The organism is Acidimicrobiia bacterium (assembly GCA_040880805.1).
GTDB lineage: Bacteria > Actinomycetota > Acidimicrobiia > IMCC26256 > DASPTH01 > DASPTH01.
This window is the reverse complement of record JBBDHW010000046.1, coordinates 24,201-48,820: the sequence shown is the minus strand read 5'-3', so window position 1 is coordinate 48,820 and position 24,620 is coordinate 24,201. Positions and strand designations below refer to the sequence as shown.

Sequence of the window (24,620 nt, the reverse complement as noted above, 5' to 3'; positions counted from 1 at the left end):
GGATCGGTACGCTCGGCGCGTGACGCCAGACCCCATCCGGGTCTTTCTGCTCGACGACCACGAGGTGGTGCGTCGCGGTGTTCGCGAGCTCCTCGACGCCGAGGACGACATGGAGGTGGTCGGCGAGGCGGGCACCGCGGAGCAGGCGCTGTCGAGGATCCCGCCGACGCGGCCCAACGTGGCGATCCTCGACGTGCGCCTGCCCGATGGTGACGGCGTCGAGGTGTGCCGGGAGATCCGTTCGCGTCAGCAGGAAGTCGCCTGCATCATGCTCACGTCGTTCTCCGACGACGAGGCGTTGCTCCAGGCGATCGTCGCGGGTGCGTCCGGTTACCTGCTGAAACAGATCCGAGGCACCGACATCGTCAACGCGGTTCGGCGCGTCGCGGCCGGCCAGTCGCTGCTCGATCCCGCGCTCAAAGATCGTGCGCTCGCGCGATTTCGGCGCGGGTCGCAGGAGGACGAACGGCTGGCGCGGCTCACCAACCAGGAGCGCCGGATCCTCGCGCTGATCGCCGAAGGCCTCACGAACCGTCAGATCGCGGAGGAGATCCATCTCGCGGAGAAGACGGTCAAGAACTACGTCTCGAACTTGCTCAGCAAGCTCGGCATGGAGCGCCGCACCCAAGCTGCGGTGTTCGCGGCGCGCCTCGAACCGCCACCCCGGAACCCCACCGGTTAGCTCGGTCCCTCACTTGGAACGATGACGACCGGCACGTCGCAGTGATGGCTCAACGTGTGCGGCACGCTTCCGAGGATCATCTCCGCGAATCCACCGTGGCCACGCCGCCCGACGACCACGAGGTCGCTGTGCACTTCCCCGGCGATCCGCATCAGCGTCTCGGCAGCAAGCCCGTCGACGAGTCGCGACTCGTACTCGATCCCACTCGCTCGGAACGGCGCGCACCACTCCTCGAGCGCCAACGTCAGCCCGCGTCTCACTGCGTCCTCGTCGGCGTACGCGGCGGCGCCGGTTGGTGTGGGCGGCACCAGGAACAGAAGGGGTGGCAACGCGTGCACCACCAGCACCTTCGCGTCGAGCAGGGGTGCCATCTCGATGCACCAACGGGCCGCGGCCTCGGATCCGACCGATCCGTCCATCCCGAGCACGATCGTGCGATCGGTCATCGTGCGGCGCAGGTCAGGCCACGTCGGGTATCGCCCGACCGGACTCGAACTCGATGAAGGCCTCCCAGGCCCTCGGCCCGTAGACGGTCGCGGGCCCGCCGTCCATGAGCAACGCGACCGAGAGGATCTCGGCAACTTCGGAGCGCGTCGCGCCGAGGCGAGCGGCCCGTCGCGCGTGGTGCGCAACGCAGCCCTCGCAACCCTTGACGACACTGATCGCGAGCGCGACGAGCTCCTTCATCCGCGCCGAGATCTCCCCGTCGGCCATCGCGGCACTGTGCAGGGCGGCGAACCCGGCCCACGCGTCGGATGCCTCGTGCCGGAGCGATGCCGCGGGCCCCCGTACCTCGTCGAGCACACCCTGGTACTTCCCCATGTACCCGAGTGTGACGCAGGGTTCACTCGGGGGGCAGGGCCGAAGGTCCTCACACTCCCGATGACGCGGAATCGTGGCCGCGATCCACGGCGGCCCGAGCGGCGTCGACCACGGATTCCGCGGAGCGTGCCGTGTCGATCACGTGCGCGTCGGGCCAGGGATCGAACTCGACCGCCATCCGGGCCGCGACAACGCCCGACGCATCGGACGGGTCGTGACCCGTGCGCTCGCGTTCGGCCAGGCGCTTCGCCGCCACCCCGGCGTCGAGGTCGCAGCGCAGCTGGATCAGGTCGCTGCTCGTTTCGCGCGCAATGTCGGCGGCTCGCGTGCGCCACTGCGCGTCAGACCAAGAGGCGTCGAGGATCGTGGGCTCGCCCAACTCGAGCAGCGATCGCGCACGCTGGAGCAGGGCGTCGTAGGTGACCGCGGTGGCGTCGTCCGCATAGATCCCCTCGCCGTAGGAGGCACCCGTGCGCGCGGTGTGTCCGAGGCCGGCGAGGTCCTTGCGCAGCTCGTCGGATCGCAGCACCGTCCACCCGAGGCGATCGGCAAGGGCGGTCGCGAGCGTCGACTTGCCCGTGCCGGGGAGCCCACCCACGAGCGCCAGCGTGACGCGCCCGGAAGCAAGGTGGTCGCGGGCCAGCGAGAGCAGCCGCTGAGCGGTCTCCCCCGCGGCCACGTCACCCTGCGCGGTACGCAAGCACGCGACCTTCGCGCGCACGTGGGCGCGGTACGCGATGTAATGGTGCGCCAGCGTCGCGGGATAGTTCTCGCCGGCGAACTCCCGGTACCAGGCAAGGAACCGCGTCCCGCACGACCGGTCGCCGACACGCTCGAGGTCCATCGCGAGAAATGCGACATCGGCGAGCACGTCACCGTAACGGAGTCGATCGTCGAACTCGATGCAGTCGAGGATTCGCGGACCGTCATCGAGGCAGAACACGTCGTCGGCGAGAAGATCCCCGTGGCCGTCGCGAACCTTGCCGTTGGCGATGCGCGCGTCGAACAGCCGATCACGACCCGCGAGATACCGCCGCGCGAGTTGCTCGATGTGCTCGACAACGCCCGGATCGAGCACAGGGCCCACGAACGGCTTCATCGTCGCGAAGCTCGACTCCCAGTTGGCGCGCAGCTGCTCGAGCGAACCGGCGGCGGCGATCTCTGCCGAGGTGGTGGCGCGAGCATGAAACGCCGCGACCATTCGTGCGACCTCGCGGAGACAGTCGTCGGCGCGACCTTCCTCCACGAGCGTCGAGAGCCGACGCTCCTCGGGCATCCGCCGCATCACAAGGAGGTGGTCACGAGGCTCGCCGTCGCTGCCGACGACGTCGAGCACGTCGAGGTACACGTCGGGAGCGAGGCGGCGGTTGAGCTCGAGCTCGCGCCGGCAGACGCGCTCACGCTCCTCGCGCGTGGAGAAGTCGAGGAAGTCGAGGGTCACGGGCTTCTTGAGCTTGTACACGCGATCTCCTACGAAGAAGAGCACCGAAACGTGCGTTTCGCGCACTTCAGCCGGCCACCACGCCTCTTCCACACGCGTCTCGTCCATCAGGCCGAGCGTGCCACGCGAGAGCAATCGGCGACAGAGGAGAACGTCCGTCGACATCGGGCTCGCCGTAAGGTGGGAAACGAAACGCCGAGCGGTAGCCTTCGGAGCCCACCGTCACGACGAAGGGTTCCGGTCTTTGGTCTCACGCGAGACCGACGTCAGGCTGGGCGACGAGGTCGCCTGGAGCTTGGTCGATGCCGCGCCCGACGGCATCGTGATCACCGACCGTTCGGGGCGGATCCTCGTCGTGAACCGGCAGACCGAAGCGCTGTTCGGGTACGACCGCTCGGAGCTCCTGGGGGCATCGGTGGACGAGCTCCTGCCCCAGCGATTCCGGGCGATCCACCGTGCCCACCGCACGCGCTACCGGGCAGAACCGCGCACCCGTCTGATGGGCGCGGGCATCTCGCTGCTCGGTCGGCGCAAGGACGGCACCGAGTTCCCTGTCGAGATCAGCCTCAGCCCCGTGACCGCGAACGACCAGGCGATGGTCGTCGCCGCCGTGCGCGACGTCAGCGAGCGCCTCGAGACCGAGCAACGTCTCGGCGAGGCCGAGCAGGAACTCCGCACGCTCGAGGACCACGAGCGCATCGCCCGAGACCTCCACGACATCGTGATCCAGCAGCTGTTCGCGTCGGGGATGACGCTCCAGGGAGTGTGGTCCCGCATCAAGGATCCCGACGTCGCCCAGCGCGTTGCCACCGTCGTGGACGACCTCGACGCGACGATCCGGGAGATTCGTGCCGTCATCTTCGGCTTGCAGACCTTGGGCGCCGACGCCGGCGGACGGCGAGCCGAGATCCTGCGGGTCGCATCTGACGAGCGTGCCGTTCTCGGGTTCGAGCCCAGGGTGCGCTTCGACGGACCGATCGAGACGATCACCGACGAGGTCGCTGCGCACCTGCTAGCGACCTTGCGGGAAGCCCTGTCGAACGTGGCCCGACACGCGCGCGCGGCGTCGGTCGACGTGACGATCGAAGCCGGCTCCGTGCCCGAACGGGGAACTGGCGCTCAGGTGGTGCTGTGCGTGAGCGACGACGGAGTCGGCATCCCCGAAGATGCTGACGGCGGCGGGGGCAACGGCATCCGCAACATGACCGACCGCGCCGTTCGGCTCGGTGGCCGGTGCGCCGTGCGCTCCCGACCCGAGGGGGGAACGGTCGTCGAATGGAGCGTGCCTCCAGAAGGCATCACGGGCTCGTGCGCACCCGACCGGCCTGGGCAGGGAACGGCGACAGATACCTGAGGAACCACGCTTGCGCGCGACCCGAGACGACCTCGAGGGCTCCGGGTTCCTCGAACAGATGCGTCGCGCCTCGCACGATCTCGATCCGGTGCTCGCAGCGGAGCCGCGTCGCAGCCTCCTCGTTGAGGCCGATCACGACGGTGTCGTCGCCACCGACGATCAGCAACGTGGGGGCCTCCACCGCGCCGAGACGCGACGCCGCGAGGTCGGGCCGGCCCCCGCGCGACACAACCGCCCGGATCGAAGGGTCTTCGGCAGCCGCCCAGAGCGCCGCGGCTGCGCCGGTGCTGGCACCGAAGTAGCCGAGTGCCAGGCCGGCGCAGGGTGGCTGGCTCCGGACCCACCGCGTCGCCGCCAGGAGCCGGACGGCCAGGAGCTCGACATCGAACACATTGGCGCGATCGAGCGCCTCGTCGGGCGACAGGAGGTCGAACAGCAGCGTCGCGAGCCCGGCTCCCTGAAGGTGACGCGCCACGAACTGGTTGCGCGGACTGTGACGGCTGCTCCCGCTGCCGTGCGCGAACAGCACGAGGCCCCGAGCACCGAGCGGGATCGTGAGGTGACCGGGAAGTCGGATCCCGTCGGTCCCGATCCTCACCTCGCCGTCGAAGATCGGCTCGTCGCTTGGAGCGGTGTCGATCGCGTCGTCGCTGCCCGAACGCGCCGTGGTCGCTGCGCCGAGCAATGTCCGGACCTCGTCGTCAGTTGTCTGGTCGAACCGCTCGTACCACTCGCCGATCGCGAGGAACGGGCTGGGCGTCTGCACCGCGATGATCGCATCGGCGACGTCGGCCAGCTCGCGCACGGTTTCGGGCGCCGCCACCGGCACCGCGAGGATGATGCGACGCGCGCCATGGAGACGCGCGATGCGCAGCGCGGCGCGAGCGGTGCCTCCCGTCGCGATTCCGTCGTCGACGACGATCACCGTACGACCCTCGAGGGAGATCATCGGCCGCGCGCCCCGGTAGAGGCGAACCCGGCGTTCCAGTTCAGCGCGTTCACGCATCTCGATCGTCGCGATCTCTTCGGCGGTCACCTGGGCGACGCGCACCATGTGCGGATCGAGCACGCGCACGCCCTCTTCGCCGATCGCGCCCATCCCCAATTCGGGCTGGAACGGAACACCGAGCTTGCGGACGACGATGACGTCGAGGGGGGCCTGCAACGCGCGTGCGACCTCGAACGCGACGGGAACACCACCGCGTGGAAGCGCCAGCACCACTGGGTCCTCGTCTCGGAACTGGACAAGCAGCTGGGCGAGCGCAGCGCCAGCCTCGGCCCGGTCACGGAATCGCCACGCCATGGGACCCTCCTCGGGACGGGATCACGACCCACGCTCGACTCGACACCATCATCGTGCACATGGAACGGTCGCGGGAACAGGGCCGGAGGTCCCATGACACGTCGGGTACTGGTGACGACGCTCGGCGACCACGATCACCACGACACCGGGCGCGGGCATCCGGAACGGCCGGCGCGCATCGACGCGGTAATTCGCGGCATCGAGGACGCCGGTCTCGAAGACAACGTGACGTGGTCAACCGGCAGGATCGCCGACCGCGGCGAACTCGTCCGCGTGCACGACGCGGCGTACCTCGATGCGCTCGAGCAATTCGCTCACGCGGGCGGCGGCGATCTCGACCCCGACACGCCGGTGTCGTCCGGCTCGTTCGAGACCGCGCTGCTCGCGACCGGCTGCGGCCTCGCCGCGATCGATGCGCTCCGGCGCGGCGACGCGTCGGCCGCCTTCGTCGGCGTACGCCCGCCGGGGCATCACGCAACCCGAACGCGAGGCCAGGGCTTCTGTCTGCTCAACAACATCGCGGTTGCTGCCGCCGAGCTCGCGGAACACGACGAGCGCGTCCTGATCGTCGACTGGGACGTGCACCACGGGAACGGGACGCAGGACATCTTCTGGAACGACCCGCGGGTCCTCTATGTCTCCACGCACCAGTCGCCCGCGTACCCCGGCACCGGCCCGGCGTCGGACACGGGTGGCGCGGACGCGCCCGGGCTCACCATCAACTTCCCGCTCCCTCCCGGAGCAACCGGCGATGTCACGCTCGGCGCGCTCGACGAGATCGTGGCGCCCGCGGTCGAGCGGTTCTCACCCACGTGGGTGCTCGTCTCGGCCGGCTTCGACGCGCATCGGCGCGATCCGCTGGCCGATCTGGCATGGAGCGCCGGCGACTACGCCGCACTCACCCGGCGCGTCCTGGCCTTCGCGCCACAACCGGGCCGGTTCGTCGCATTCCTCGAAGGTGGCTACGACCTCGACGCGCTCCGCGCGTCGGTGGCGGCAACCGTGTCCGCAATGGCCGGGACGCGCGTCGACACCGAACCGCCGACGTCGGGTGGGCCCGGGAACGACGTCGTGGCACTCGTCGCTCGGCTCCGAGCAGACATCGGCTGACTGCTGCTCGGGAGCACGAGCACACAAATCGCCCGGGCGCGCTTTCGACCGGAACCGCGCGTCGGGACCTTCGGCCCTACGGCGCCGGCTGTCCCAGAGCGCATCCTGGGGCAACCGACGACCGTGCCGTGGTGCGAAATAGGAGGCCTCCGATGAGTGCAGCCGTAATCCCCGATGCGCTGACCGTGGGATCCTCACTGGGGCGACGTGCCCTCGAGCTCGGCCGTGACCCCTTGGTGTCGCTCTCGGAGGGAGGGCAGCACCTCGTGCGGCTCGCGAAGGGCCGCTCGCTTCCGCTCGAGGTCGCGCTGGCCGATCTCCGCCGTACGTACGCACCCGGCGCGGACCGTGACCACGCGTGCATCCTGCTCCGCCACGCGATCGGCGAGGTGGCGAGGCCACCCCTGTTCGGCGGTACACGCCCAGACGTCGTCGACTAGTTCACTACTGGTACCGGAGCGCGGTCGCCGGCTGGATGCGCGACGCGCGCCGCGCGGGTAACAGCGACGTTGCAACGGCGACCGCGTACACAGCGACGAAGATCACCACGAGCGTGAACCACGGTACGTCGAACCGGATCCCACGCTCGATGTTGAGCTGACGCATCAGCGCCGTGATCTCGTCCGCGCTCTCGCTGTCGAGGTCGCCGGTGGGCTCGTCGGCCCAGACGATCGTCGGGTCGTTCACCAACGACCGCGCGATGGTGACGCGCTGGCGCTCACCGCCTGACAACTCGTCGGGCACGTGCTCGGCTCGTCCGGCGAGACCGACCAGCTCGAGCGCTTCGATCGCGCGCCTGCGGGCCTCGCGCGCGGGCCGCCGCGCCACCAACAGCGGCAGTTCCCCGTTCTCGACGGCGTTGAGCACCGGCATGAGGTTGTAGAACTGGAAGACGAATCCCATGTGGCGCGCGCGGTAGTCGGTGCGCTCGCGGTCCGACATGCTGGCGAGGGACACCCCTTCGACCAGCACGTCCCCACCGTCGATGTCGTCGAGCCCCGAGAGGCAGTTCAACAGCGTGGTCTTGCCGCACCCGCTCGGCCCCATGATCGACACCATCTCGCCGGCGTCGACGACCAGGTCCACACCATTCAGGGCACGCACCTCGACCCGACCCGCGGTAGGTCCTCACCACACCCACGGCCTCGACAAGATGCGTCGCGGTAACGTTCGGCGATCCGACGTCTCGGAGCGCCGGCTTTGTCCGCATGCCGCCAGCGTCCCGGAATTGCCCAGCCCCGACCAGGGTCGATGGTCCCAACGATGGGTGCTCGTTCATGATCTCGAGCCGGTGAAGGATCCCGTCATGCCCAAGACCGTCATCGTGCCGCTCGACGGTTCGGACTTCGCGCTCCGCGCCCTTCCCGTCGCGGTCTCGCTCGCCGACGCGCTCGACGCCGAGCTCCTCCTCGTGACGACCCCGATGACCTTGGACGAACTCGATCCCTCGGAACTGCCCGTCTGGTTGTCCGACGCCGCTGCCGCCACCGGCTACGACCGGGTCCGAACCGAGCTCCTCCGCGAACACGACGCACTGACCGCGATCGCCGGGTGCGTAGACCGTGCCGACGAGCCCGTGCTCTGCATGGCAACACATGGACGCGGCGCGCTCGGTACGGCGGTGCTCGGAAGCGTCGCCCAGCGCGCCGTGCGTGAGCTCGGGGTGCCCACCGCGCTCGTCGGGCCCAACTCCGATACCGAATGGCGTGTCGACGGACCGATCGTCGTCTGCCACGACGGATCGCGCGCGTCCAACGCGATCCTCCCCACCGCGAGGGAATGGGCACGGACACTCAACCGGGAGGTCGTGATCGTGCACGTCGTCCATCCGCGCGACGTCGAGACCTCGTCCGCGCCCGCCGCCGAGCTCGAGCACGCGGTCGAGTTCTTCCAGACCGAGCTCGCCGACGACGGCTTGCGCGTGCTCCGCGATCGACATCCCGCGGGCGGCATCCTCGAGCTCGCCGACGACGTCGCGGCGTCGCTCGTCGCGCTGAGCACCCACGGTCACACCGGCCGGGCGCGTCTCACTCTGGGCGGCGTTGCCGGTGCGGTGATCCACGCGGCCCCGTGTCCCGTGCTGATCACCAGACCCCGCGAGCTGGCACCGTCCTCCTGATGGGGGTCGACCACTACCGCTAGCCGGGCCTCTCGGACACCAGGTGCTGCACGTCCTCGAGCCGCAAGACGCCCACGACCCGTCCTCCGTCGACAAGACCGTCCGTGGCGGCGATCACCGGCGCGGCAGGTCACTTCCCCTGATCTCGGGCGCAGGGGTCGCCGTGCGCCACACTCGGGCGTGCCTCCGGTCGAGTCCGCGCATCACGCAAACCGGAGACGCGTGCGCGGGCACGGCTACTTCAAGCGTCTCGGGCCTGGCTTCGTCACGGGGGCGGCCGACGACGACCCATCGGGAATCGGGACCTACTCGCAGGTCGGCGCCGCGTTCGGACTCAGCCTCGTGTGGTCGGCGCTGTATGTCGCCCCCCTCGCAGCTGCGGTGCAGGAGATGGCCGCGCGGCTCGGGCTGGTCCAGGGCGAGGGTCTCGCGTCGTTGATTCGAAAGCGGTTCTCGCGCCCGGTTCTCTACGCGGCGGTGACCCTGGTCACGGTGGCCAACATCTTCAACGTCGGCGCCGACATCGCCGCCATGGGTGCGTCGGCGAAGCTCGTCGTCCCCGTTCCGGCCGCGCTGCTTGCCATTGTCATGACCGCGGTCATGCTCGGGCTCGAGATCTTCGTCTCGTACCACCGGTACTCCAGAGTGCTGCGCTGGATGGCGCTCTCGCTGTTGGCATATTTGTTCGTCCTCGCCAGCATCGACGTCGACTGGAGCGCGGTGGCCGATCACGCCCTGGTGCCGCATCTCTCCGGAAGTCGGAGCGAGCTGGCGGCGTTGCTCGCGGTCTTCGGAACGACGGTGTCGCCATATCTCTTCTTCTGGCAAGCCAGCGAAGAAGTGGAAGAGGAGCACGACCGGCCCGGCAGCGAACTGCTCGCCCCATCCGACGACAACATCCAGGTCATGCGATGGGATGTGATCGGCGGGATGACCTCGGCATGCGTGGTCGCGTTCGCGATCATGGTGTCGGCCGCTGCCGCGCTGCACACGGGCGGTATCACCAACATCGCGACGGCCGATCAAGCCGCGCAAGCGCTGAAGCCGTTCGCGGGAGACCTCGCCGGGCTCGTGTTCGCGCTCGGTGTCGTCGGGCTCGGGCTGCTCGCGGTTCCGGTGCTCGCGGGATCCACTGCGTACGCGATCGCCGAGGCGCTGCACTGGAACGAAGGGCTCTCGAAGCGCTTTCGCGAGGCCCACGGCTTCTATGGCGTGATCGTCTTCTCGATGCTCGTCGGACTGTTGCTCGACCTTGCCGGCATCGACCCGATCCGGGGTCTGTACTACGCGGCGATCCTCAACGGGATCGCCGCGCCACCCCTCATCGTGCTGATGGTGATCCTGGCGCGCTCAGACTCGATGGGCACTCGACGGTCGGGCAAGCTCTCGCTCGCCTTCTGCTGTGTGGCGATCGTCGTGAGCGTTTCCCTGCCGATCGCGTGGCTCGTGACGTAGCGTCGGTGAGTGCCGCTCGGTGCGGAAGGGATGCTCGGCGGTATCACCCGGCAGGTGATGTTATCCAGCAGCGCACGTCGACGTCTCGCAGGTAGTTGCCGCCCCGTTACGCGCGGGCGGAGCCACGATGCACTCGTACGGCACGGCGCACTACACACCGGCGAACCGGTCGGTCGACCGGCCGCGCCGCGCGTACGTCGTCAACTTCGCGACGCCAGTTTCTCGAGACCGTCCTGGCCCGCCGAGTTCGCGAGGCGTAAAGACCAACGGCAGCGAATCGACCTCCCGAAACGCGCTGTTGTTGTCGCCGGGCGCCTGCTCCGGATCGAGGGCGTATTCGGGGACCCGCTCGTGCAGACCGACGACACCACGGCCGTCCTCGGGGTCCAACCGCAGCGTGATCGCGAGGCCGACAGCACCCCGGCGCCGTTCGGCCATAAGGGTCTCGGGCGGCTCGCGCGGTATGGACGAGCGAGAGCGACGGAGCGATCGCGCGGCGACTTCTCCCAGACTCCGGAGTAGCCGGGGCCGCCGGGGCCACGGATCGTGCAACGTCCCGGGCCGCTGTATTACGGTAGCGCCGAGCGGTCGGAGGCTACGCGGAGGTCGGACGGATCATGAAGCTTGGGACGCGTCGGTCGGCCCGCGGTGGTCGGCCTTTTGGGGTTGCTCGTCGGGCTGTCCGCGGCCGTGGCCACCGGACCCGCGACGGCCGTCATCGGCGACGACACGCTCGACCTCAAGGCCGGCGGCGGGCCCGTCGAGTGGGGCGGGCCCAAAGACTTCGACGTCGAGATCAAAAAAGTCGGCACGTGTGAAACAACGGTTGCCAGCCCCAGCATCGTGCACCTCGCGATCCCCGCCGCACTCACGGTGAGTTGGAACGCGACCCTTCCCGCGGGAGTGAGCGCGGTCAACCCGCCCGACATCACCTTCACCGACTGCAAGAAGTTCGGCAAGGCCTTCAACGTGAAGTCGAAGACCCCGAACGACTACGACATCGTCGCGTCGTCGGGCACCAAGAGCGTCACCGTCACCATCACCGTGCCCCCGAACACCGCCCCCACGCTCAGCTACGACGACTTGAAGGTGGCGTACCCGCCCGACGGACACGACGGCATCCAGACGATCGAGGCCACCGGCCCGACCGGCGTGTCGGGCGTCATCTACACCATCACGGCGAAGGACAAGGAAGACGACAAGCTGAAGGACCCGGTCCTCCCGTCGCCGACCTGCAACAAGGACCCGCTCGGCGCCTCCTACCCACTGGGTGACACGTTGGTGACCTGCTCGGTCACCGACTCCGGCGGCCTCGAGACGAGCGCCTCGTTCACCATGAAGGTCGTCGACACGACAGCACCGACCCTGACCCTCCCGAGCAACAAGCAGGTCGAGGGCAACACGACCGGCGGCGCCAACGCCACCGCAGCGGCCCTCGGCGCGACCGTCACCGACGTCGTCGATCCCAACCCGACGGTCTCCTGCACCCCTTCGTTCTTCCCGCTCGGCGGCCCGACCTCCGCGAGTTGCACGGGTAAGGACGCGAGCGGGAACGAGTCGGTACCGCTGAACATCGACGTGACCGTGGTCGACACGACCCCGCCGGTGATCACTCCACCCCCGGTCCCGGTCGAGGCCACCGGCCCGACCGGCGCGACCGTGAATTGGAGCGCCGCCGACCTCGTCGACTCGACCCCCACCCTGGTCTGCAAGGACAAGGCGAGCGCCCTGGTGGTCACGCCCGGTCTGCTCCCGGTCGGTACCGACATCACCGTCACGTGCGACGCGACCGACGACTCGAACAACGCCTCCGCGAAGGAGTTCCCGGTCAAGGTCCAGGACACGACGCCACCGACGCTCCAGAACGTGCCCGCCGACATTACCAAGGAGGCAACCGGTCCCGACGGTGCGATCGTCACCTACCCGTCGCCCACCGCGACCGACGTCGTCGACGCGACCCCGACCGTCGCGTGTGCACCCGTCTCGGGCTCGACCTTCTCTCTGGGCACGACCGTCGTGACGTGCACGGCCACCGACGACTTCGCCAACGAGTCGACCGCGACGTTCAACGTCGTCGTCGCGCAGGACACGACCCCGCCGACGCTCGAGAACGTGCCCGCCGACATCATCGCCATCGCGAACGACGCGAACGGCGCGAACGTCGACTACACGCCGCCGACGGCCACCGATGGCGGGTCCGCCCCGGCGGCGGTCGCGGCCGCGGAGTCCGTCGACTCCCAGGCGATGGTCGTCGACTGCGGACCTGCGTCGGGTTCGTTGTTCAAGGTGGGGACGACCGACGTGTTGTGCACGGCGACCGACGCGGCGAACAACACCGCCAGCGCCACGTTCAAGGTCATCGTCAACTACACGCCCCCGGCAGCCGCCCCACCCAGCGTCCTCGCTGCGACGGCTGCGAGGCCGGCGGCGTCGTCGCTCGCGTTCACCGGCTCGGGCTCGATGCTCCAGATCGCCGGCATGCTGGCCCTCGCGCTCGGTCTCATCCTGGTGGCCGGCGGCGCCCCCCCGCCGCGCCGCCCCCACCGCCCCAGAGCCCCGCCGCCCCCCCGGAGCCCCACGCCGACCGACGTCGGTGCGCCCGGCACCGCCACTGCGAGGCGCAGATCCCATCAGATGTGGGCTGACGGCACTGCTACGATGCCCTGCCTCAGGGGAAGCCGAGCCCCCATCGTCTAGTGGCCTAGGACGCCGCCCTTTCAAGGCGGTAACGGGGATTCGAACTCCCCTGGGGGCACGCGATCGAACGTGATCGTGATCTGGTCCTGTAGTGCAGTTTGGAGTGCACGCCGCCCTGTCAAGGCGGAGGTCGCGGGTTCAAATCCCGTCAGGACCGCGAGGGAGCTTCGGCTCTCACACGGCCGGGTAGCTCAGTCGGCAGAGCACGCGCCTGAAAAGCGCGGGGTCACCGGATCGACGCCGGTCCCGGCCACACTTCCAGCATCGGCTCGCTACTTCTTGGTCGACGCCTTCTTGTAGACGTCGGCGCCGAAGCAGGTGAGGCCTGGTTGACCCGCGTAACCGAGGTGCTTCAGGCCGAACACGTCTTCCATGCTGCACAGCAACCCGTAATGGTTGTAGGGCGTGTCGTTGGTGGATCCCGGCTTGATGAACGGCGACACCAGTACCGCACCTACCCGTCCGCCACCGGGACCCGGCGGGATCGCGCTGGCGTTCTCGACGTTCGGGGGCTTCGGTGCGTTGCAGCACGACGTCGCGTCGGCGCTCGCGCCTATGAACTCGGCTTCGTCGAACGTCACGATGAGAAGACCGTCTTTCTTGAACGCCGGCGACGCGAGGATCTTCGGCACCCACTGCTCCAGCCAGGCATTCGACGCGACGAGCCCGCCAAGAATGCCGCCGGGGCAGGTCGCGTCGTGGCCGTCGTTGCACAGGTTCGGCGTGATCATCGAGAAATTCGGGGTTGTCTTCACCGACGCGAGATCGGCTTCGAACCGGTCGAGCGGGACGACGTTCGTGTTGCAGATCGGGGAGTCGATGATCGAATGGAAGTACACGAACGGGTTGTGCCGGGTCGCGTACCCGTCATCGGCCTTGGCAACCAGCGTGGTGTCCTTGGCACCGATCTCGGGGTGGCGGCACGTCTTCGGCTCGGTCGGCGAGTTTCCCATGTCCTCCATGTAGCCCTTCCACGTGAGCTTCTTCGCCGTGAGCTGATCGGCGATCGTCTTCACCGACGTCGGGTACACGCAGCCGTCGCCCAACACCTGACCGAGAGCGCCCATGCCGGTGCTCACGAAGTCGGTGTAGGTCGAGCAGTCGAGTTGCGTCTGCTTGTTCGGCCCCTGACCGCTGATCTGCGCGATGTAGTTGTCGAGGCTCACGTGGCCGATCGCGAAGTACTGGCTGAGGAACTGGCCTTTGGCCACGAGGGTCTGGCTGAGGTACGGAGCCGGCGAGCTCGCGCCCCAGGTCTCGTCGAAGCTCTTGTTCTCGAGATTGATCAAGAAAACGTGCTTGATCGCCGGCGGCTTCGTCGTCGTGGCGGCCGAGGATACCGAGGGAGCCACGAACCCCCAGACACCGACGGCCAGCGCCAACAGTGCGAGCCCGGCAACGGACGACCCCGAGGCGCGGTGGCCGCTCCGTCGCGCAGACTCGATCATCTGAGTTCCCTCTCCTCGTCGCTGTAGGGTCCAACGCTGCGAGCCGGGATACCGGCGCACACGACGGCGGAGGAAACATTACGCCCGACCACGATGAGTTGCAGCGCAGCGCGCTGCCGATCCCGCAGCGCGCGCACATGGGCCTCACCACATACGGCGCGAAGGATCCCGATACGGCGTTCCCGCCGATCGAACCGCTGCGCCCGCCGGCCGGCGCGCCGAACGTGTTGATCGTGCTGCCCGACGACGCGGGGTTCGGGGCCGCGAGCGCGTTCGGTGGTCCGTGCAGCAGGGCCTCGAGTTCAATCGGTTGCGTCCGCGACGACTACACGTCCGAGGACAGCCGGTTCAAGGGAACCATCAACTGGGCAGCTCGACGCCGGCACCGACGACAACGACCACCTCATCACCCCCGAGGAACGCTTGCGCGTCGCGATGGCACGGCAAGAGGCGCGGTCTGAGCGCGGCGCTTCGGCAATCGAAGCCGGCGCGAACCGCTTCGTGGCCGCGTTCGTCGGCGGCATGGCGTTCGGGAGCATCATGCCCGGCGACGACCCGCTCACGCTCGGCTTCACCGACGACGCGGGCGAGCTCCTCTCGCTGCTCGTCTGGCTGCTGTTCGGCGCCACAATGACCGTGCCCGCGTTCGTGCATCTCGTGTGGCAGGACGTCGTGTTCGCGGTGCTCGCGTTGACCGTGGTGCGCATGGTTCCGGTCGCAATTGCGCTCGCGGGCACCGGGGTCGACCGCGCCACGGTCGCGTTCGTCGGCTGGTTCGGCCCTCGCGGGCTGGCGTCGGTCGTGTTCGTCCTCATCGCGGTCGACAGCCTCGACCCGGCCGACGGGAAACACGCCGCGGAGCTCCATCGACAGCGGCCCGAACACCGCGAGACCGCCGACCTGCGCACTCGATCCCTGGGGAAGCGACCCGCGTAGAACGGCAGTCAGAGCTCGGTGGACTCGTCGACCTGGTCGAGGAACTTGCGGATCTCCGATGCGCGAAAGCGCCGGTGTCCGCCGAGGGTGCGGATGGCGGAGATCTTGCCCGCCCGCGCCCAGCGCGTGACGGTCTTGGGGTTCACCCGGAACATGGCAGCGACCTCGGAGGGCGTCAGCAACTGCTCAGGTTCCGGAGCATCGTTCTGCGCCATGTGGAACTCCTGGGTTTTGGGGGAACAGTCCCGAATGTGCAGGTTATCAGCTTCCGTCCGGTGTCGGAGCTATGGAGGTGTGATCGTTACCCGCCCCCGACCCTCCACAATCTCCCCGACGAGCCACGCATCGTGCCCGGCCGAACGTATGAGGTCCAGCGTATCCAATCGGTCGTTCGCAGCAACCGCGGCGAGCATGCCCAGGCCGAGATTGAACACGTGCTCCATTTCCGAGTCCGCGACATTCCCGGCGCGCTGCACCTCGGCGAAGATGCGCGGCTCGTCCCACGTTCCGCGCGCGACGCGCGCGTCACAGTGTTGCGGCAGGACACGCGCGAGATTCGCCGGGATCCCGCCTCCGGTGACGTGCGCGAACGCGTGGACCGGGACCCGCTCGCGCAGCTTTCGCATCGCCGGCGAGTAGATCACGCTCGGGCGGAGCAACTCGTCGCCGAGCGAGTGGTGCGCCCCCTTCCACGCGGGTTCGTCGAGGCGACGGCCGGCCCGCTCGAGCAGCGCCTTGCGGGCCAGCGTGTAGCCGTTCTGGCGCAGCCCCGGGCTCGCCATGCCGACGATGACGTCGCCCGGCCGCACACCGGACGGCAGGATCCGACCACGCTCGACCACGCCGACCGCGAACCCGACGAGGTCGAACTCGCCCGGTTCCATGATGTCGTGCTCCGACATCTCCCCGCCGAGCAGCGCGCACCCCGCGGTGCGGCACCCGTGCGCGACACCCGCCACGATGTCGGCGACGATCTGCTCGACCACCTTGCCGATCGAGATGTAGTCGAGGAAGAACAGCGGTTCCGCGCCCTGCACCGCGATGTCGTCGACGCAACCTGCGACGAGGTCGATACCGATCGTGTCGTACTTCGCCATGAGCCGCGCGATCAGCGTTTTGGTGCCGACGCCGTCGGTCGACGACACGAGGATCGGGTCGCGGATCCCGCGTGGCTCGTACGCGAAGAGCCCGCCGAAACCGCCGATGTCGCCGACCACTTCCGGCCGCAGCGTGGAACGCACGTGCCCTTTGATGAGCTCGACCGCGCGCTCGCCGGCTCCGATGTCGACGCCCGCATCCGCGTACGTGAGCGGCTCCTGACTCTCGGCTCGCTCGCTACGAGCCGGGATACCCGGCTCGTGGTCGCTCGCTCCCCTGCCGCTCACGCGGCCACGCGTGTCATCGATCGGCGAGCGTGGAGCGGGGTTCGGGTTCCAGCTCGAGGACGAGCTTGGAGTCCACAGTCGGGAACTCGGGGATTGGAACCGGGTAGGTGCCCGACAGGCACGCGGTACAGAACGAGGTAGGCGACGCGCCGGTGGCGGCGACGAGCCGGTCGAGGTCGAGGTACGCCAGTGAGTCGACGCCGAGGAAGTCGCGAATCTCGCCGACCGAGAGGTCGGCTGCGAGCAGCTCGGACTGGCGACCGGTATCGAGGCCGTAGAAGCACGGCCAGCGGTACGGCGGCGACGACACGCGGAAGTGCACCTCGGCCGCGCCGGCCTCGCGCAGCATGGCGACGAGTTGCCGGGTGGTGGTGCCGCGCACGATCGAATCCTCGACGACGACGAGGCGCTTCCCACGGATGTTCTCGGAGAGCGGGTTGAACTTGAGCCGCACCATCTCGTCGCGCGCTTGCTGGTTGGGCTGGATGAAGGTACGCCCGACGTAGCGATTGCGGACCAGGCCGTCGCCGTACGGAATGCCGGCGGCGCGCGCGAAGCCCTGCGCGGCGGGAATGCCCGACTCCGGAACCGGCATCACCATGTCGGCCGGAACCGGCGATTGGCGCGCCAGCTCCTCGCCCATGCGCTGGCGAGCGGCGTGCACGTTGCGGCCGTACAGCATGGTGTCGGGTCCGGCGAAGTACACGAACTCGAACAGGCAGAGCTTGGGATCGGGGTCGGCGAACCGGCGCGAGTGCAGGCCGGTGGCGTCGACGATGAGCACTTCGCCCGGCTCCACCTCGCGCACGAAGTGCGCGCCCACGATGTCGAGCGCGCGCGTCTCGCTCGCGAGCACCCAGCCGGCATCACCGAGCCGGCCGAGTACGAGCGGCCAGATGCCATGACGGTCGCGCACACCGATGAGGTGGGCGTCGTCCATCATCACGAACGAGAAGCCACCTTCCAAGCGCGGGAGGACACGCTCGAGCGCGAGCTCGAGGTCGCGACCGTCCGAACGCGGCTCCGAAGGCCACTCGGTGGCGATGAGCTCCGCTACGAGTGCCGAGTCGGTGGTGGAATCGAGGCGGCTATCGGCGGTGAGCATTCCCGGGAGCATCCCCAGCTGCTCGGCCAACACCGCGGTGTTCGTGAGGTTGCCGTTGTGTCCGAGCGCGAAGCCGGCGTCACCAATCTCGCGGTAGACGGGTTGCGCGTTGCGCCAGGTACTCGAACCGGTGGTGGAGTAGCGCACGTGCCCGATCGCGAGGTGGCCGTCGAGCGGCGCCAGGTTGTGCTCGTCGAAGACCTGCGTGACGAGGCCCATGTCTTTCACGACGGTGATGGTCTGCCCGTCGCTCACGGCGATCCCGGCCGACTCCTGACCCCGGTGTTGGAGCGCGTACAGGCCGTGATAGGTGATCTGCGCGACGGCCTGACCCGGCGTGTAGACGCCGAATACCCCGCAGGCGTGCCCGTATCCCGGATCCATTACTGCTCCAGTATCGCGGATGGCGGCATCGGTGGAGTGAGCTGGTCGATGCGTCCGAGTGCGCGAGGGATTGCGTTGCGCCATGCGTCAGTGGCATCGGCGAGCGCGACGTCGAAATCAGGGGAGATCAGGCGGTCGCCCTCCGCGATTCCGATGTCGGCAGCAGGAACGCCCGCACTCCTGGCACGGCCGAGCACCTCGCCGATCCGGTCCGTACCGGCCGACAGCACCACCCGCGACGCCGACTCGGAGAACCACGCGAGCGCGGGGACCAGATCGGTTGCGAGGGTCACCTCTGCGCCACACTCGCCCGCGATCGCCATTTCGGCCAGCGCGACCGCGAGCCCTCCTTCGGAGCAGTCGTGCACGCCGTCGACGGTGTGGTCGCGCACCAGCGCGGCGACCAACTCGTGGAGCACGACCGCCGCGGCGAGGTCGGCGACGGGGGGAACGCCGTCGCGCAGTGCGTGACGGCCCGCCCATTCCGACCCCCCCAGCTCCGCGCGGGTGTCACCGAGCACGACGATGCGCGATCCGGCGTGCAGCGCGGGTGGGGGTGGCACCGCGTCGAGCCCGTGCACGACGCCGACGAGACCGACGACCGGCGTGGGATCGATGTCGCGCCCGCGCGATTCGTTGTAGAAGCTCACGTTGCCGCCGATCACGGGGATGCCGAGTGCCTCACACGCCTCGCTCATTCCCTCGGTGACCTCGGCAAACTGCCACATCACCTCCTCGTGCTCGGGGTTGCCGAAGTTGAGGCAGTTCACGAGCGCGCGTGGCTCGGCCCCGACACACGCGAGGTTGCGGGCGGCCTCGATCACGGCGAGTCGCGCACCCGTTCTCGGATCGAGCGCGCAGAAACGCGCGTTGCCGTCAGTGGTGAGCGCGAGCCCCCGGTTCGTGCCCTTCAGCCGGAGCACGGTGGCATCCGCGCCCGGACCCACGACGGTGTTCAAGAACAGCTGATGGTCGTACTGCCGGTACACCCACGACTTGTCCGCGATCGTCGGCATCCCCAGCAGGGCGAGCAGCTCGGTGGAGAGGTCGGTGCCCTCGGGAACGCGCTTCGCGAGCTCGGGCGCGGGATCGGCCGCCTGACGGGCCGCGAGGTCGCCCGGTGGTGCGAGCGGCCGGCGGTACACCGGGCCGTCGCCGAGGCTCGCGACCGGCACGTCGGCGATGGGCTCGCGATCCGAGGAAATCTCCGGCGGGGCGTCGCCGCGCGGGGGTGTGGGATTCCCACCGGGCACACCGAGCGCGTCGAACAGGCCGTCGTACACGCGGAAGCGCGCGGTGTCGGTGACGCGCCCGATGACGGTCGCGCGAACCTCCCATCGCTTGCACAGGCCGAGCACCGCGTCGAGGTTCGACGGCGTGACGATCGCGAGCATGCGCTCCTGGCTCTCCGACGTCATCACCTCGACCGGGTTCATGCCCGGCTCCCGCTTCGCGACGCGCGCGATGTCGACGTCCATCCCCGCGCCGGTCTTGGCCGCGGTCTCCGACGCCGCGCACGAGATGCCCGCGGCACCGAGATCCTGCACCCCGACCGCGAGGCCTGCGTCGAGCAACTCGAGAGTGGCCTCGATGAGCCGCTTCTCCTCGAACGGGTCGCCGACCTGCACCGAAGGGCGCTTGGCCTCCGACCCGACCTCGAACCCGGCCGACGCCAACACGCTCGCGCCGCCGATGCCGTCGCGCCCTGTGGACGACCCGATCAGAACCGCCAGGTTCCCCTCACCTTCGGCCTTCGCGAGCACGAGGCGCTCACGGGGGAGCAACCCGAGGCACAGCACGTTGACGAGCGGGTTGTCGCGGTAGCAGTCGTCGAACACCACCTCGCCGCCCACCGTGGGTACACCCACGGCGTTGCCGTAGCCGCTGATGCCGGCCACGACCCGTTCGAAGAGATAGCGGGTGCGTGCGTCGTCGAGCGGCCCGAAGCGCAGCGGGTCCATGAGGGCAATGGGGCGAGCGCCCATCGAGAAGACGTCGCGGATGATCCCGCCGACGCCGGTGGCCGCGCCTTCGTACGGCTCGACCGCGGACGGGTGGTTGTGGCTCTCGATCCGCAGCGCCACGGCCAGGCCATCGCCCACGTCGATCACACCTGCGCCTTCACCGGGGCCGACGAGCACCCACGGCGCGGTGGTCGGGAAGCGGCGCCGGTAGACGATCGACGACTTGTACGAGCAGTGCTCCGACCACATCACCGCGTACATCGCGAGCTCGACCTCGGTGGGTTCCCTCCCGATCAAGCCGACGATCTCGGAGAGCTCGTCGTCGGTGAGACCAAGTCTCAGGTGTTGGGGTTTCAGGTGTTGGGGCTCGGTGGTGGTCATCGCCGCCTACAGAAATGGAGACGGCGCATGCTAATCGCGGGCGGCATTTCCGCTTTGTCAGAACCTGATTCCAACGAATTGCCGAGATTCGGGTCGGCCCTGATACCGTGAAAGATCAGGCAGGGAACATTCGCATTCATTGGCGTATTCGTGGGAGCAGAACATGACGAAGAGCACCACAAAGCCGACTCTCCGTTCAGGCACGGAGCCGGCGCGCAAGATGACCGCGGAACACAAGGCCGCCCTCGCACAGGGCCGCGCCGAAGGCAGGGCCGTGAAGGTCTACCTCGAAGCACTCGAAAAGAACCGTCCCCGGCGTGGTCGCAAGCGCACGCCGGAATCGATCAAGAAGCGCCTGTCGGCGATCGCCGCCCAACTCGCCAACGCGTCGGCACTCCAGCGGCTCCAGCTGATCCAGGAGCGTATGGACCTCGAGGGCGAGCTCGCGCAGCTCGGCGCCAAGGTCGACCTCTCAGCCCTCGAGGATTCGTTCGTGCGGACTGCCCGCAAGTACTCGGAGCGCAAGGGGATCTCCTACGCCGCGTGGCGACAGCTCGGCGTGTCGGCCGACACGCTCAAGAAGGCCGGCATCACGCGCTGAGGGCGCGAGTGTCAGAGGCCGCTGTGAGCAGCGAACGCAGCAACACCAAACCGTCGTCGGAGCCGATGAGCGCGCTGCTGGCGCGCTCGGGATGCGGCATGAGGCCGACGACGTTGCCGCCCTCGTTGGCAATCCCGGCGATGTCGTCGAGGCTGCCGTTGGGATTGCGCACGTAGCGGAACACCACGCGGTCTTCTTCACGCAGACGGCGGAGCGTGTCGGGGTCGCACACGTAGTTGCCCTCGAAGTGGTTGATCGGCACGCGGAGCACGTCGCCCGGCGCGGCCAGCCCGGTGAGCACCGACGCGCTGGTCTCCACGCGGAGCTCCACCGTCTCGCACAGGAACGTGAGCCCGACGTTCTTCTGGAGCGCGCCCGGCAGCAGCCCTGCTTCGGTGAGCACCTGGAACCCGTTGCAGATGCCGACGACCGGGCCACCGGCGGCGGCGAACTCCGTGACCGCGTCCATCACCGGCGAGAACCGCGCGATGGCACCGGTTCGCAGGTAGTCGCCGTGCGCGAACCCGCCGGGCACGACGACGGCGTCGACTCCGCGGACGGTCGCGTCGGCGTGCCAGAGCATGTCCGCCTCCCCGCCGAGCTGCTCGACGGCCCAGGCAACGTCGAGCTCGCAGTTGGTACCGGGAAAGAGCACGACTCCGACCCGCACACTCATACCGATACCAACTTGGTGATCGCGATCGTGTACTGCTCGATCACCGGGTTCGCGAGCAGTCGCTTGCACATCTCGTCGACCTGCTCCTGTGCGGCGTCGACGGACGGCGCGTCGAGCACCAGCCGGATCGTCTTCGCGATCGTCACCTCACTCACGTTGGTGTACCCGAGGGCCGGCAACGCCCGCTCGACCGTTGCGCCCTGCGGGTCGAGCACACCGGGGAGGTGGGCGACGTCGATGCGGGCCTCGAATCTCATGACTGCTCTGCTCCGTGCCACTCGTCGAAGCTGACGCCGGTGACGAGCTCGTAGGCCTCCACGTACTTCGAGCGCGTCGCTTCGATCACGGCTGCAGGCAGTGGCGGCGCCGGTGGCTCGCGCTTCCACCCGATCGAGAGGTAGTAATCGCGCACGTACTGCTTGTCGAACGAAGGAGGCGAGCCACCCACTGTGTACTCATCGGCCGGCCAGTAGCGGGACGAATCCGGGGTGAGCATCTCGTCGATCACGAGCAGCTGGTCGTCGATGGTGCCGAACTCGAGCTTGGTATCGGCGAGGATCAACCCGCGTGACGCCGCGAGCTCCGCGCCGAACTCGTACACGCGCAACGTGAGGTCGCGGAGCTGCTCGAACCGCTCGTCGCCCACGAGCGCGGCAGCGTCGGCGTCGGAGAGCGGCAGGTCGTGACCTTCCTCGGCCTTCGTGGTTGGTGTGAAGATCGGCGTAGGCAACCGTTCGGCTCGAGCGAGACCGGCCGGGATCGCGCGCCCCTGCACGGAGCCTGTCTGCTGATAATCCTGCCATGCCGATCCGAACAGGTAGCCGCGCGCGACACATTCGATCCGCACCGGGCGCGCCGCGCGCACGAGCATGGCCCGGCCCGCGACATCCGGGCCGGCGGTCTCCGGAAAGTCCGTGGGGTCGGCCGACACGAGGTGGTTCGGCACGATCGACGCGGTTGTGTCGAACCAGAACGCCGAGAGCCCCGTGAGCACTCGGCCCTTGTCGGGGATCGTGTCGCCGAGCACCACGTCGAACACCGAGATGCGATCGGACGCGACCACCAGCATGCGGTCGTACCCGACCTCGTAGAGCTCGCGAACCTTCCCCGTGTAGTGATGGGGCAGCGCGACATGGCTCACGAGTCGGTGGCCTCCTCCATGTCGGGTCGACTCCGCTCCGGCGTCCCGGGCGTCCGCCCACGCCTCCGCTGCGTCTCCTCCATCTCGTCGAGTGCGTCGACCGCGCGGGTTGCGTGCGCGACCGCGCGACGCAAGTCGAAACAGTCGTCGAGCCGCTCGGCTGAAAGGTGCGCGGTGATCTCCGAATCTTCCGCGAGTACCCCGCGGAACGGGCGCCGCTGTTCCCACGTGCGCGTTGCAGCCTGCTGCACCAAGCGGTACGCGTCGTCGCGCGCGAGACCCGACTCCACCAGAGCAAGGAGCACGGCTTCGCTGAACACGAGGCCGTGCGACGCGTCGAGGTTCTCGCGCATCCGCTCCGGGTGCACGACGAGACCTTCGACGATGCCGCGGAACCGGCCGGTCATGTAGTAGGCGAGGATCAACGAGTCGGTGAGCACGATGCGTTCGACCGACGAGTGCGACATGTCGCGCTCGTGCCACAGCGCGACGTTCTCGAGCCCAGCCTGCACGTTGCCCCGGAGAACTCGCGCGAGGCCGCAGAGCTGCTCGGAGCGCCACGGGTTGCGCTTGTGCGGCATCGCGCTCGAACCCTTCTGCGCGCCCGTGGCAAACGGTTCCTGGGCCTCGCCGACCTCGGTGCGCTGGAGATGCCGCACTTCGAGAGCGAACGACTCGATCGACGCGCCGAGCGAGGCGCACGCGTAGAGCAGTTCGGCGTGACGATCGCGCGCGATCACCTGCGTGGACGGCGCGGGTCGGAGCCCAAGCTGCTCGCACACATACGCCTCGACCTGCGGGTCGACGTTCGAGTACGAACCCACCGCACCCGACACCTTGCCGACGGCAACCGACTCACGTGCACGTTCGAGGCGGACACGGTCGCGGCGGAGCTGCAATGCCCAGAGCGCGAGCTTGCTCCCGAACGTGATCGGCTCGGCATGGATACCGTGCGTACGTCCCGCCATCGGGGTGTCGCGGTGTTCGCGTGCGCGCGCCACGATCGCGCCTTCGAGCTGGTCGACCGCGCCGAGAATGAGATCGCACGCGCGTACGAGCGTGACGGCCATCGCAGTGTCGACGACGTCGTACGACGTGAGGCCGTAGTGCAGCCATTTCGCGGCCGGCCCACCGATGCGCTCCTGCACCACGTCGACGAACGCCGCGGTCTCGTGATCGGTGACCGCCTCGCGGGCCCGGATCGCCTCGAGATCGAAATCGGCCCGCTCGCGGATGGCGGCGACGTCGGCGGGCGGGACCACCCCGAGCTTGGCCCAGGCCTCGCAGGCGAGGATCTCCACCTCCAGCCATGTGCGGAAGCGGGCCTCGTCGGTGAAGAGATCGGCGATCTCGGGGGGCGCATAGCGGTCTATCAAGGGGACCCTTCCTCCTGCCGACACTCTACGAGCCCGGTAGAGCGTGGGCCGTCTGTTGCACTTGGGCAGGGAGAGACGGTCGCGGGCGACGAGGGGCCAGAGGAGACGAAGCGGAGGCGTGGGCGGAGCCCGGACGCCGAAGCGGAGTCGACCGGGCCAGGAGGATGGCTGGGGTGTCGAACTGCACGAAGCACTGGACCGAGCACGCGGTTGCGCAGTGCGAGGAGTGCGGCCAACCCT

Annotated in this window: 24 protein-coding genes and 3 tRNA genes; 12 read left to right on the top strand and 15 right to left on the bottom strand. The window is 68.8% G+C overall.

Translation table 11 applies throughout. The annotated features are described in order from the left end of the window. Positions 1-19 precede the first annotated feature (19 nt). On the top strand, positions 20-682 hold the full coding sequence (locus tag WD271_12210) for a response regulator transcription factor (protein ID MEX1008593.1): 663 nt from the start codon (positions 20-22) through the stop codon (positions 680-682). Here WD271_12210 and WD271_12205 read toward each other — a convergent pair. The 3 genes from WD271_12205 to WD271_12195 are packed head-to-tail and all read right to left on the bottom strand — an operon-like array spanning position 679 to position 3,053. Beyond that, entirely contained in the window at positions 679-1,128 is a 450-nt protein-coding gene (locus WD271_12205; GenBank protein MEX1008592.1) for a universal stress protein, read from the bottom strand. The two genes, WD271_12210 and WD271_12205, sit on opposite strands and share 4 nt — an antisense overlap. 13 nt (positions 1,129-1,141) lie before the next feature. Continuing rightward, positions 1,142-1,504: a carboxymuconolactone decarboxylase family protein gene (locus tag WD271_12200; protein MEX1008591.1), complete on the bottom strand. Its 363-nt coding sequence runs from the start codon at positions 1,502-1,504 to the stop codon at positions 1,142-1,144. 49 nt (positions 1,505-1,553) lie between these two features. Beyond that, complete coding sequence (locus WD271_12195) at positions 1,554-3,053, bottom strand: AAA family ATPase (protein ID MEX1008590.1); 1,500 nt, start codon at positions 3,051-3,053, stop codon at positions 1,554-1,556. 136 nt (positions 3,054-3,189) lie between these two features. Between WD271_12195 and WD271_12190 the strand changes: the two genes are divergently transcribed. Next, positions 3,190-4,299, top strand: coding sequence for a PAS domain S-box protein (locus tag WD271_12190; protein ID MEX1008589.1), 1,110 nt, complete (start codon positions 3,190-3,192; stop codon positions 4,297-4,299). Here the strand turns inward: WD271_12190 and WD271_12185 are convergent. Beyond that, a complete protein-coding gene (locus WD271_12185) occupies positions 4,244-5,602 on the bottom strand; it encodes a phosphoribosyltransferase family protein (GenBank protein ID MEX1008588.1) in 1,359 nt (452 codons plus the stop codon). The genes WD271_12190 and WD271_12185 overlap by 56 nt on opposite strands. A gap of 93 nt (positions 5,603-5,695) precedes the next feature. Here WD271_12185 and WD271_12180 point away from each other — a divergent pair, with 93 nt between their 5' ends. Continuing rightward, positions 5,696-6,712: a histone deacetylase gene (locus WD271_12180; protein ID MEX1008587.1), complete on the top strand. Its 1,017-nt coding sequence runs from the start codon at positions 5,696-5,698 to the stop codon at positions 6,710-6,712. Positions 6,713-6,864: 152 nt separating this feature from the next. After that, a complete protein-coding gene (locus WD271_12175) occupies positions 6,865-7,152 on the top strand; it encodes a hypothetical protein (protein ID MEX1008586.1) in 288 nt (95 codons plus the stop codon). Between the two features lie 4 nt (positions 7,153-7,156). Here WD271_12175 and WD271_12170 read toward each other — a convergent pair whose 3' ends face one another. Next, the gene (locus WD271_12170; protein ID MEX1008585.1) at positions 7,157-7,798 is read right to left on the bottom strand and encodes an ATP-binding cassette domain-containing protein; all 642 of its coding nucleotides are present in this window, start codon (positions 7,796-7,798) and stop codon (positions 7,157-7,159) included. Positions 7,799-8,018: 220 nt separating this feature from the next. Between WD271_12170 and WD271_12165 the strand changes: the two genes are divergently transcribed. Then, entirely contained in the window at positions 8,019-8,831 is an 813-nt protein-coding gene (locus WD271_12165) for a universal stress protein (protein MEX1008584.1), read from the top strand. A gap of 222 nt (positions 8,832-9,053) precedes the next feature. Continuing rightward, positions 9,054-10,286 (top strand): Nramp family divalent metal transporter, encoded by a 1,233-nt coding sequence (locus WD271_12160; GenBank protein MEX1008583.1) that lies wholly within the window; start codon positions 9,054-9,056, stop codon positions 10,284-10,286. Positions 10,287-10,436: 150 nt separating this feature from the next. On the opposite strand, the gene WD271_12155 is transcribed toward WD271_12160, so the two are convergent. Continuing rightward, positions 10,437-10,724 carry a hypothetical protein gene (locus WD271_12155; GenBank protein ID MEX1008582.1) on the bottom strand — a complete coding sequence of 96 codons (288 nt, stop codon included), beginning with the start codon at positions 10,722-10,724 and terminating at the stop codon, positions 10,437-10,439. A 186-nt stretch (positions 10,725-10,910) separates the two neighbouring features. Between WD271_12155 and WD271_12150 the strand changes: the two genes are divergently transcribed. The 4 genes from WD271_12150 to WD271_12135 all read left to right on the top strand — a co-directional run bounded on the left by WD271_12150 (position 10,911) and on the right by WD271_12135 (position 13,236). Continuing rightward, positions 10,911-12,983 carry an HYR domain-containing protein gene (locus tag WD271_12150; protein ID MEX1008581.1) on the top strand — a complete coding sequence of 691 codons (2,073 nt, stop codon included), beginning with the start codon at positions 10,911-10,913 and terminating at the stop codon, positions 12,981-12,983. After that, positions 12,969-13,041, top strand: a tRNA-Glu gene (locus WD271_12145). Before WD271_12150 ends, WD271_12145 begins: the two co-directional genes overlap by 15 nt. Positions 13,042-13,065: 24 nt before the next feature. Then, positions 13,066-13,140: transfer RNA gene (locus WD271_12140), tRNA-Asp, on the top strand. 23 nt (positions 13,141-13,163) lie between these two features. Next, positions 13,164-13,236: transfer RNA gene (locus WD271_12135), tRNA-Phe, on the top strand. 19 nt (positions 13,237-13,255) lie between these two features. Here WD271_12135 and WD271_12130 read toward each other — a convergent pair. Next, positions 13,256-14,431 carry an alkaline phosphatase family protein gene (locus WD271_12130; GenBank protein ID MEX1008580.1) on the bottom strand — a complete coding sequence of 392 codons (1,176 nt, stop codon included), beginning with the start codon at positions 14,429-14,431 and terminating at the stop codon, positions 13,256-13,258. A 435-nt stretch (positions 14,432-14,866) separates the two neighbouring features. Between WD271_12130 and WD271_12125 the strand changes: the two genes are divergently transcribed. Beyond that, entirely contained in the window at positions 14,867-15,367 is a 501-nt protein-coding gene (locus tag WD271_12125; protein MEX1008579.1) for a cation:proton antiporter, read from the top strand. An 8-nt stretch (positions 15,368-15,375) separates the two neighbouring features. On the opposite strand, the gene WD271_12120 is transcribed toward WD271_12125, so the two are convergent. The 4 genes from WD271_12120 to purL form a co-directional block, all read right to left on the bottom strand. Further along, complete coding sequence (locus WD271_12120; GenBank protein MEX1008578.1) at positions 15,376-15,582, bottom strand: BldC family transcriptional regulator; 207 nt, start codon at positions 15,580-15,582, stop codon at positions 15,376-15,378. Positions 15,583-15,651: 69 nt separating this feature from the next. Further along, a complete protein-coding gene (purM, locus tag WD271_12115) occupies positions 15,652-16,752 on the bottom strand; it encodes a phosphoribosylformylglycinamidine cyclo-ligase (protein ID MEX1008577.1) in 1,101 nt (366 codons plus the stop codon). Between the two features lie 13 nt (positions 16,753-16,765). Continuing rightward, positions 16,766-18,241: an amidophosphoribosyltransferase gene (gene purF / locus WD271_12110; GenBank protein MEX1008576.1), complete on the bottom strand. Its 1,476-nt coding sequence runs from the start codon at positions 18,239-18,241 to the stop codon at positions 16,766-16,768. Continuing rightward, positions 18,241-20,586: a phosphoribosylformylglycinamidine synthase subunit PurL gene (purL, locus tag WD271_12105; GenBank protein MEX1008575.1), complete on the bottom strand. Its 2,346-nt coding sequence runs from the start codon at positions 20,584-20,586 to the stop codon at positions 18,241-18,243. The genes purF and purL overlap by 1 nt, the downstream gene beginning before the upstream one ends. Before the next feature lie 163 nt (positions 20,587-20,749). On the opposite strand from purL, the gene WD271_12100 reads away from it, so the two are divergent. Further along, positions 20,750-21,187, top strand: a complete 438-nt coding sequence (locus tag WD271_12100; protein MEX1008574.1) for a hypothetical protein — start codon at positions 20,750-20,752, stop codon at positions 21,185-21,187. Here WD271_12100 and purQ read toward each other — a convergent pair. Genes purQ through purB form a run of 4 tightly spaced genes read right to left on the bottom strand, consistent with a single transcriptional unit; the run spans position 21,177 to position 24,380 of the window. Further along, positions 21,177-21,857: a phosphoribosylformylglycinamidine synthase subunit PurQ gene (gene purQ / locus WD271_12095; protein MEX1008573.1), complete on the bottom strand. Its 681-nt coding sequence runs from the start codon at positions 21,855-21,857 to the stop codon at positions 21,177-21,179. The two genes, WD271_12100 and purQ, sit on opposite strands and share 11 nt — an antisense overlap. A 2-nt stretch (positions 21,858-21,859) precedes the next feature. Continuing rightward, entirely contained in the window at positions 21,860-22,120 is a 261-nt protein-coding gene (purS, locus tag WD271_12090; protein MEX1008572.1) for a phosphoribosylformylglycinamidine synthase subunit PurS, read from the bottom strand. Continuing rightward, positions 22,117-23,004, bottom strand: a complete 888-nt coding sequence (locus tag WD271_12085; GenBank protein MEX1008571.1) for a phosphoribosylaminoimidazolesuccinocarboxamide synthase — start codon at positions 23,002-23,004, stop codon at positions 22,117-22,119. The genes purS and WD271_12085 overlap by 4 nt, the downstream gene beginning before the upstream one ends. Beyond that, positions 23,001-24,380, bottom strand: coding sequence for an adenylosuccinate lyase (purB, locus tag WD271_12080; protein ID MEX1008570.1), 1,380 nt, complete (start codon positions 24,378-24,380; stop codon positions 23,001-23,003). Before purB ends, WD271_12085 begins: the two co-directional genes overlap by 4 nt. Between the last annotated feature and the right edge of the window lie 240 nt (positions 24,381-24,620).